An 8,149-nucleotide genomic window follows, 5' to 3' on the forward strand; every position below is an offset into this window, starting at 1 on the left:
TTTTATGATGAACATTTTGGGAGGACTAACTGCCTATTGTTTCTTCTCAAAAAAACCGTCACTCAACTTAAAAAAAGTAAATGACGGGCAATTATTTTTAAACTTCGCTTAACCCGAACTCAGGTTACTTTAACAAAATATCAATCTTTATTTTTTACAATTCAAAAGCAAAATGACAATAAGCCATTACCCTATCTTTCGGCATTATTTTCGTCCGCTACCTAAATAATTCACACATGGGAGTAACATTATTTATCAAAACAACACCTATTAAGGATAATAAACAAAAATTCAGCAACCTGTAAATTGTAATTCATGAAGAAAATCATGTACATTTTTATCATTTCTGTTTTTGCCATTTTTGTCCTCAACAAAATGATATACCAGAAAGTTCCTGAAAAGGATACAAAAGAACAGCTGTTGGAAGTTGAGCGGTACAAACATCCTGTGAAAAGTATCTCCATGGAATACAGGGATAACAGCGACCTCAAAGTATTTGATTCTATCTTAAAGGATAATAAGGTGGTCATGCTGGGAGAAAATACTCATTATGACGGCTCCACCTTCGAAGCAAAAAGCAGACTGATCAAATATCTTCATGAAAATCTGGACTATACTGTTGTTCTCTATGAAGCAGGACAGTATGACACCTGGATCATGAACGAAGAAATGAATCATCATAAACTTAAAGTTCCCGCAGATTCCATTGGAGGTCTGGGACTCTTCCCGTTCTGGTGGGATGGTAAGGAATCTCAACCGCTGATCCGGTACTATCAAAAAACCAAAACATCCGGCACACCTATTGAAATTGGAGGCTTTGATATCCAGTTTTCAGGAAGCACACTCGCTGGACGACGCGGAAAGTTGCTAAAAGATTTTTTAATTCGTAACAACATTAATATTAAAAGTTTTCCTGTTTTCAGTAAGCATATCAATGAGCTGAATAATTTCGTTTACCGGAAGTATGCCAACAAGATCTTAAAAGGAAATCAAAAAAATGAATTTCTTCAGGAAATTACAAAACTTGAACAGGCTCTGTTAAGATTGAATCAAAATCCTGAAAATATGATGTATGCCCGGTATTTTCACGACATCAAGGATAACATGATCAAAAACTGGAAATACAAGCCGGGATCTATGCCTAGTATGCAGTTCAGGGATTCTCTGATGTCCAAAAATCTTATTCATCAGATCGATTCTGTTTATAAAGACAAAAAAGTTATTGTGTGGTGTGCTAACATTCACACTTTCGCAGAAAGATACAGCAAGGATTACCTCCCGCTTGGCTATTATATTAAGAATAAATATGGAAAGGTATCTTATATCATTGATTTTTCATCCTATGCGCAGCGAAATGAAACCGGGAACATCTCTGACAAGCCGGGGAAATTTGCGATTGAAAACCTATTTCATCAGGCCAAAACACCCTATTTCTTTCTTAATCTGAGAAATATTCCTGAAAACTCATTCCTGAAGAAGGAATTTGTATCGACCATCAACCAGAGAATGGACATGAAAAAGAACTGGAGCCGTTCTTTTGACGGAATATTTTACATAGACACCAATACCATTTTAACACCACTCAAGAAATAATGGAAAGTATTACCACTAAAGACCTGAGCTATACAATAGGTTCTAAGGCTATTTTAAACAATATCAGCCTGAATGTTCCGGAAGGAAGCATCTATGGTTATCTGGGAAGGAATGGAGCGGGAAAATCAACTACAATCAAGCTTCTTTTGGGACTTTTGAAGGAAGCCGATGATACAATATTTATTCAGAATAAAAGTTTAAAACAAAACCGTACAGAAATTCTTGCCTCAACGGGAAATCTGATAGAATCGCCTTGCTTTTATACGAAGCTGACGGTTTTTGAAAATTTAAAATATCTGGATATCATCTATGGAAAAGGAAGGAAAAGAATTGATGAGGTTCTGAAACTGGTAGATCTGCACAAGGAAAAGAAAAAGAACGCCAGCGCCCTTTCAATGGGTATGAAACAGCGACTGGGAATTGCCATGGCGATATTTCATGATCCTAAACTGCTGATCCTGGATGAACCTTTGAACGGGCTTGATCCTCAGGGAATTTCTGAAATGAGAAAACTTTTCCAGCATTTGAATGAACAGGGTAAAACTATTTTCCTTTCGAGCCATATTCTCAGTGAACTGGAGAAAACAGCTACACACATCGGAATCATCGAAGGTGGCAAAATGGTTTTCCAGGGAACCAAGAACGAACTTTTGACTAAGGTTGAAAAAGAGGTGGTCCTGAAAGTAAATGATGCCGAAAAAGCAACTTTAGTCCTGCATGAATCTTTTTCCGTTTCACAACCCAGTCCGGGTAAGATTTCAGTAAGGGCTAATGATGATAAAAATTTCAATTTACTTTTAAAAACAGTGATTGAAAACGGAATTGAGATTTATGATATAGAATCTCAAAGTACTCATCTTGAACAGATCTTTATTAATTTAATTTCTAAAAACCATGACTAATACTTTCTATAAAGCCTTTTCTTCTGAACAATATAAACTTTCGAAAAGCAAGGAACTCTTCGGTATATTACTGCTTCCAGCTCTTATTATCATCGCTATTGACTTTTATAATATCTACAACATCCTCACCGAAGGCGGAGTTGGAGTTGGAGAAGGGACATTCAATCCATGGAAATTCATATTGGGGAGGACGGTGTGTATGTTTCTTTATATGCTGTACCCTATCCTGGTTTCTCTTTTCGTTCACGCCTGTTGCGATGTTGAGTACAGGAACAATAACTATAAAATACTTTTCACCCTGCCTGTTTCAAAGTCAAAAATATTTTTTTCAAAAGTAGCCTTCATGCTGATAACAGTCTGGTTTTCGATCCTTTTGACCTATTTCGTTTTTCTTCTGAGCGGTTATCTTTTCAGTATTATTTTTCCCGAGCTTGGATTCCAGAATTATGATTTCAGAGAGGTCATATTTTATATTTTTTTAAAATTCTCTATCACCCTTTCTGCGATCACTATGGTACAGCTGACATTAAGCCTGATGTTCAAAAACTTCATCTACCCTATAGGCTTCAGTATGTTCATGCTTATTTTTTCAGGGTTTGCCAATGAGAAAAAGTTTTCAGATTTTCTGGTGTACACGGGAGGTTACAGGTTTCTGGAGAATTTACTGGTCGAAAATATATCTTTTGGAAGATTGGACTATTGTAATATGGCTGCCATATTTGTTTTTGCTGGGGTAAGTTTTTATCTGTTTGTAAGAAAGAAGGCTGTATAATTAAAAAACTCTGTGAAGTCTGAGACTTCACAAAGTATAATTTATGTTAATTCTTTGTAGGAAGCTTCTATTGGGCTTTTATTTCTTTAAAAAGCTCTCTATACAGGTTTTCCAATTCTTTCGGAGGCCTTCCAGAATCAAAACTTGATGACTGGTAGGCCTTCCCATCAACGGTAATTGACACTGTGGAAGCCAAGGCTCTGTCTCCAAATCGTCCTTCTGAAGGAGATTGCCATAAAGCTATTTTGTCCAGATCGATCAATTCGGCTTGTTTTATAATGTTTCCCCAAGCTACCGCTGACAAAACATCAACTGAAACATTTCCATTTTCAGTCGTAGTTACAGAACCTGGAGTAAATGTAATCAACCTATTGGTACCCCTTGTTTGCTCTGTGATCTCAACTTTTTTAATCTTTGATCTTTTTTGTACATCATTTGACGTAACTACAGCTGTATCTACTTTTTGCCGAGAAGTGCAATTTGTATTAAATGCAATAAAAGGACTTAACATAATCAAAAATTTATAATTCATTCTGCTTTTTTTTAATTTTAATCTATACTAATCTGAAAATTAAATATATTTATAAATTAATTAAAATACACTCATATAAAAACAAAATTACTTTTAAACTCTCTTTTTTACTTTTTTTAACACTTTTCGGTTTAGCTTTTAGTCAAAAACTACATGAATTACACTTATGATATATGTATGAATATCTTCAACATTAATTTACAAAGTGTTGTTTTTTACAAAAATTCTAATTAGACAAAATTTCAGCCCATTTTGTCACAATTATTGGCATTAATATTGATGCAAAAAAATAAATTATAAAAACATTTATCATGAAAAAAAAATACCTTATTCCTCTGCTTTTCTTTATCTTTTCTATAGCAACTGGGCAGTCATTTACAGTTGAGCAGAAAGCCAAATTTAATAAAAACGAAACCATACAGTTGATGACAGGGGGCAATTCAACCATTAAGGGACAGGCTTTTGCTAAAGATAACCGATCTGGCATCAAAGGAATTGCTATCCTTAATATAAACAAAAGACAATATGCACCCAAAGGGACTTCCATTATTGTAATGCCACAAACTGCCTATTTTAAAGAATGGCAGGAAGTAAGCAAAAAGTATGAAAAGGAAGGTAAGATAGTAGAACTGCACAAAGAGGCTAGAGCCTGCATTAAAGTAATACAGGTAAAGGATGATAAAGGCAGCTTCGAGATCAATAATCTAATGCCCGGACAATATTTACTGATCACAGGGTTCAACTACATACAAGATAAGCAGCAGACTTATACCTTAGGTTATGAGAATACCTACATCAATAATACTCTTCAGAGTTCAAGAGAAATAGAGGGGCATCATTACTTTAAGATTATTAGTGAAGCTAATATTCGCAAAACGGTCACTATAAAAAAAGAAGGTGATGTAGAAGATGTTAATTTAAGAATGACTCTTTAAACTATAACCAAAAAACCTAAAAGTTGGTTTGGAGACATTTCATCTAAAAATAAATTCTATATAATTCGTAAACCTCAATGACGATTCTCAGTTGCAACAGTTATCGATAAGCAACAGGACAGTTTGTGCGCAGATATTGTCTCTCATTTAAATTAAAACCTGAATCTTAAATTCTCTCTATACAACCTTTAGCAGCCCTCTTAAACATATGCGACGTGTGAGACTCTGATAGATACGGAGTCCACTTTGCATACATTTGGTCATCAATTACTAGCGCTTCAACAGTCAAATTCCGGCAGTATTCTAGCTTTTATATTGACACTTTTTATGCTGTTTAGGTCTTTTCAAGCTGATCATGATTCTTCCACAATGATGACGCAATTTTCAATGTTTCATCATCTACAAAATACTCCACCGTTATTTTTTTTGTAAAGAATAAGCTTAGTTTTCTCATCCTGATTGTACCGGATTATAAAATAATATCATCAGCTATATCTAACCCAACTTGTAAAAAAGCAATTTTTTAAAAAATAATTTGATTTCCGGGCATCATTTTTCTTGTTAGCGGTTATCGGAAACTTCTCAACCAGGCAGATAATTGTCTGCAAAATCATAAAAAAACATCCTGCTTTAATTTTTTTACAAAATTTAAACCCCTCTGAATAAAAGACAGACTAAAAACTCTAGAAATCAAAACAGTACCATTAAAAAATTTTCCCATCAAAATAATAAACACCGTATTGAAAGACCTTTCCTTTCATAAAATTTAATATTTATTTCAAATAAGTCTTTTTTATTCAAAATAAATTTCTATCTTTGCACTCGCAAAAACGAAGTAAAATTCGTTAAAATGACCTAATAATCGGGGCGTAGCGTAGTCCGGTCATCGCGCCTGGTTTGGGACCAGGAGGTCGCAGGTTCGAATCCTGCCGCCCCGACAGTTTTAGTAATTTTCACAAAATTATTTAATGGGTGCGTAGCTCAGCTGGATAGAGCATCTGCCTTCTAAGCAGACGGTCTCAGGTTCGAATCCTGACGCGCTCACTTAAAAAGACTCTACAGAAATGCAGAGTCTTTTTTGTTTTTAATCAGAATAGGTTTCATTCTTTCTATAGACAGTTTTTTTTTCCAATTTGCACTAAAATCTCTTATCCTGCCCATTTAACCTAAAACCCGGAAACGAGTCCTTATTCCCCGACTACCTGTATTCATTGTATTTTTACCCCCTAAAAAAGCCTTGTGATCACGAATATCACTTATTCTACGATCCACTTTGGATAGAAATTTTTATTTTCATATTGATAAAGATAAAAAAACCACTGTAATTCATACAGTGGCCAGATTTATTTTACTTGAAAGTCTATTTAAGTTGATAAGAGCTTCCGTTCCAAAAATATGTTTTGGACGAACGTTTTTTCTTTTCCCTGTCTTTATCGTCTCTTTCCATTTCCTCCATCTTAAAGATAAAAGCATTAGGAATTCCTCCTTTATCATTAGGAAAAACAAATTCCTCAGAATGATAATAAACATCTGCATCTCCTACATTCGTCAGCTGAGGCAGCGCAACCAACTTTTTATCTCTAAAAAGTACATACTGATTATAGCTTGCAATTCCGCATGCTTCACCGGAAACCATTGCCTTAAGGGTTAATTCTACATTCTGTAGTTTATGGCCGCTTTCGATAGTAAATGTAGCATAACTCAGCTCCTCACCTCTTCCTGTATCAAAATACACCTCATCAATCAGGGCATTTCCTTCCATCACTTTGATGCCTGCGATATTCTGTTTTTCAGTTCCTTTATATTCTTTGCTTTTACGGTCTACTGTTTTTGATAGCCCAAAAAGGAAGTCGTAGCCATTTTTGTTACGATACCCTACACTAAGATTTCCGCCCCAGATATACCCTTCGGAAACAGCGTCTCCTTTCTGGTAGGAAACCTTGTACCAATTGGCCCCTCTTTCACCCAATCTAAGAATAGCTTCTTCTTTTTTAAGAATTATCACCTGCTGATTGGTCTGCAGAGAGTCGATAACCTGTGATTTTACATCCGCTTCCTTTCTTACCCTGGTCCAGTTCGTAAAAACTTTTTGGGGTTTATTTTCCTCAAAGCTAAAAACTCCGTCAGCATACATCATGTCTTCTTCCTGTGCTGAAAAAAGCTGCAGAAACAATAGACATAAAACCGTCAGTACATATTTCATACTTGTATTTTGTTTTAATTATTTCTCCAACAATAAGCTTACCCATTCTTCACGCTGAAGCTTTTTCTTAAGCTCTAGCCCGCTTTCTTTACAAACTTCCAGGATATCATCAACATCAAAGAAACAAAGTCCGGAAAGCAGTAACTTACCGCCTTCATTCATCACTGATACGTAGGTAGGAATATCGGAGATCAGGATATTTCTGTTGATATTCGCCAGAATGATATCAAAATTCTCTTTTCCTAAGTTTTCTGCAGTTCCCAGTTCAATATCCAGTTCAACACCATTTCTGGCAGCATTTTCTTTTGAATTTTCTACAGACCATTCATCAATATCAATCGCTTTTACGTCTCCGGCACCCTGTTGTTTTGCGTAAATGGCCAATACAGAAGTTCCACATCCCATATCAAGCACTTTTTTACCATTGAAATCGATATCCATCATCTGCTGGATCATGAGGTGTGTTGTCGGGTGATGTCCTGTTCCGAAAGACATTTTAGGCTGAATGATGATTTCATGCATTCCCGGTACAGATTCATGGAATTCTGCTCTGATCAGTACTTTATCATCGATATTAATTGGTGAAAAGTTTTTTTCCCATTCTTCGTTCCAGTTGATATTAGGCATTTCTTCGAAAGAATACGTAATGTTCACATTTTCGTTTTCAAAAAGCGGAAGTGTTTTAAGATCTTCTTCCTTAAACAGTTCTTTCTGGATATATCCTAAAATTCCATCAATTTCTTCTGTAAAGCTGTCAAAACCTATTTCGATAAGCTCTGCCATTAATATCTCGTTCCATGGCTGCAATGGAGAAATCTTGAAATTGAATTCTAAATAATTTTGCATGTGCGTAAGTAATTTAGTGCAAAAATAAGAATGTTATTATTGTTAAAAAAATGGAAGTGTATTCAGTATCGTTTTTTTGTTGATTCTATTTTTATTTTAAGCGCGGAGGCGCAACTTTTTTTGATTGGCTGGCTGTTTTTTAAGCCCGCAATGGGGTTGATATTAAGCTGAGGCAGGGAAAAATAAAAAGGGTTTTTATGTTTTGGCTAAAGCCCTATGAGTTTGTGTTAATAAAAAAGCGGGCTAAAGCCCAATGTCATTAAGTTAGTAAAATTTCATAAGCTATCTTTTTGATTTTTAGAGACTATGGGCTTGGCTCTCGCTCTGTATTTACCTATGTTTCTTTTATTTGATCTTTGAGGTCTT

7 protein-coding genes, 2 tRNA genes and 1 pseudogene are annotated in these 8,149 nt (G+C 35.3%); 7 read left to right on the top strand and 3 right to left on the bottom strand.

Features of this window, described 5'->3' with window-relative positions; all coding sequences use genetic code 11:
• The 4 genes and pseudogenes from HHL23_RS23025 to HHL23_RS21965 all read left to right on the top strand — a co-directional run.
• Window positions 1-112, top strand: a pseudogene (locus HHL23_RS23025) (IS982 family transposase); the annotation flags it as partial.
• 203 nt (window positions 113-315) lie between these two features.
• Window positions 316-1,593 carry an erythromycin esterase family protein gene (locus HHL23_RS21955; RefSeq protein WP_169236875.1) on the top strand — a complete coding sequence of 426 codons (1,278 nt, stop codon included), beginning with the start codon at window positions 316-318 and terminating at the stop codon, window positions 1,591-1,593.
• On the top strand, window positions 1,593-2,495 hold the full coding sequence (locus HHL23_RS21960; RefSeq protein WP_169236876.1) for an ABC transporter ATP-binding protein: 903 nt from the start codon (window positions 1,593-1,595) through the stop codon (window positions 2,493-2,495). Before HHL23_RS21955 ends, HHL23_RS21960 begins: the two co-directional genes overlap by 1 nt.
• A complete protein-coding gene (locus HHL23_RS21965; protein WP_169236877.1) occupies window positions 2,488-3,267 on the top strand; it encodes an ABC transporter permease in 780 nt (259 codons plus the stop codon). Before HHL23_RS21960 ends, HHL23_RS21965 begins: the two co-directional genes overlap by 8 nt.
• 67 nt (window positions 3,268-3,334) lie before the next feature.
• On the opposite strand, the gene HHL23_RS21970 is transcribed toward HHL23_RS21965, so the two are convergent.
• Window positions 3,335-3,799 (bottom strand): hypothetical protein, encoded by a 465-nt coding sequence (locus HHL23_RS21970; RefSeq protein WP_169236878.1) that lies wholly within the window; start codon window positions 3,797-3,799, stop codon window positions 3,335-3,337.
• 311 nt (window positions 3,800-4,110) lie between these two features.
• Between HHL23_RS21970 and HHL23_RS21975 the strand changes: the two genes are divergently transcribed.
• The 3 genes from HHL23_RS21975 (at window position 4,111) to HHL23_RS21985 (ending at window position 5,778) form a co-directional block, all read left to right on the top strand.
• Complete coding sequence (locus HHL23_RS21975) at window positions 4,111-4,734, top strand: hypothetical protein (protein ID WP_169236879.1); 624 nt, start codon at window positions 4,111-4,113, stop codon at window positions 4,732-4,734.
• Window positions 4,735-5,597: 863 nt separating this feature from the next.
• A tRNA-Pro gene (locus tag HHL23_RS21980) sits at window positions 5,598-5,672 on the top strand.
• Window positions 5,673-5,704: 32 nt separating this feature from the next.
• Window positions 5,705-5,778: transfer RNA gene (locus HHL23_RS21985), tRNA-Arg, on the top strand.
• Between the two features lie 316 nt (window positions 5,779-6,094).
• Here HHL23_RS21985 and HHL23_RS21990 read toward each other — a convergent pair.
• Both HHL23_RS21990 and prmA read right to left on the bottom strand, forming a co-directional pair.
• Window positions 6,095-6,937, bottom strand: a complete 843-nt coding sequence (locus tag HHL23_RS21990; protein WP_169236880.1) for an SH3 domain-containing protein — start codon at window positions 6,935-6,937, stop codon at window positions 6,095-6,097.
• 18 nt (window positions 6,938-6,955) lie between these two features.
• Window positions 6,956-7,783: a 50S ribosomal protein L11 methyltransferase gene (gene prmA, locus HHL23_RS21995; protein WP_169236881.1), complete on the bottom strand. Its 828-nt coding sequence runs from the start codon at window positions 7,781-7,783 to the stop codon at window positions 6,956-6,958.
• Between the last annotated feature and the right edge of the window lie 366 nt (window positions 7,784-8,149).

This window comes from Chryseobacterium antibioticum, assembly GCF_012927325.1.
Classification (GTDB): domain Bacteria; phylum Bacteroidota; class Bacteroidia; order Flavobacteriales; family Weeksellaceae; genus Chryseobacterium; species Chryseobacterium antibioticum.